This is a genomic window from Neisseria sp. P0022.S010, from assembly GCF_051956635.1.
The window spans coordinates 1-806 of record NZ_JBQCXF010000766.1 but is presented as its reverse complement, the minus strand read 5'-3'; the positions used below and the strand labels follow the sequence as shown (position 1 = coordinate 806).

Below are 806 nucleotides of genomic sequence, written 5' to 3'. Positions count from 1 at the left end.
CTGTTACTGCTTTTTGGCTGATTGCTTATACTGCTGTCCGCCGGGGAGAGGCAGTCAATGCCGAGTTGTTCGAATTTGATTTTGATACGGCAACATGGACGATCCCTGCGGCGCGCATGAAAATGAGGCGGCCACATGTCGTCCCACTCGCGCCTCAAGTTGTGGATTTGTTATCTGCTTGGCTGGTTGAGCGCGCGCGGCGCAGAATTTCCGTAGACCTTTTATTTGGCGGCATCGGCGGACACCGCCCTTTGCACGTTATCACGCAGTCCGGCTGGCGGGACAAGATGACGATACATGGATTCCGCAAGGTTTTTAGCACACACGCCCACGAAAGCGGGCTATGGTCAGTTGATGCGATCGAATTGCAGTTGGCCCATATCATCAGCGGTGTGCGCGGCGTTTATAACAAGGCGATGCTGTTAGACGAGCGCAGACGGTTAATGATTTGGTACGCGGACGAGATAAACCGATGGCGTGCCATTGGTCGAGGCGGATATAATGGCTCCTAAGGAGGAGTAAAACTATGCACCACATTGTCATTGAGGCGTACCGTCGTCTTTTGTTTTTAACCGTTTTGGAGGCTGCTAAATCGGTCGCCTGTACATCTGTCCGTCCTGATGGTGTATCAGAGCGAGCCTGGAATCGTTGGGAGAGCGGAGATGGAGTCATGCCTGATGAGGTGGCGGAAAATCTGTTGGCCCTGATACGGCTCAGGCAGAGAGAGATAGACGGTATCACCGCGCAGATTGCTGGCGGAACTGAGCCTATACTGACCGCCCCTAAAAAAGGGGCGGATGTATTGG

General features: G+C 53.5%; 2 protein-coding genes. Both read left to right on the top strand.

The window, feature by feature from the left end; translation table 11 throughout:
- A partial coding sequence (locus ACTHUT_RS21280; protein ID WP_440419792.1) for a tyrosine-type recombinase/integrase occupies window positions 1–512 on the top strand: 512 nt, incomplete at its 5' end.
- A 14-nt stretch (window positions 513–526) separates the two neighbouring features.
- The coding region (locus ACTHUT_RS21275) for an Aca2/YdiL-like domain-containing protein (RefSeq protein WP_440419790.1) at window positions 527–806 on the top strand (280 nt) is incomplete at its 3' end.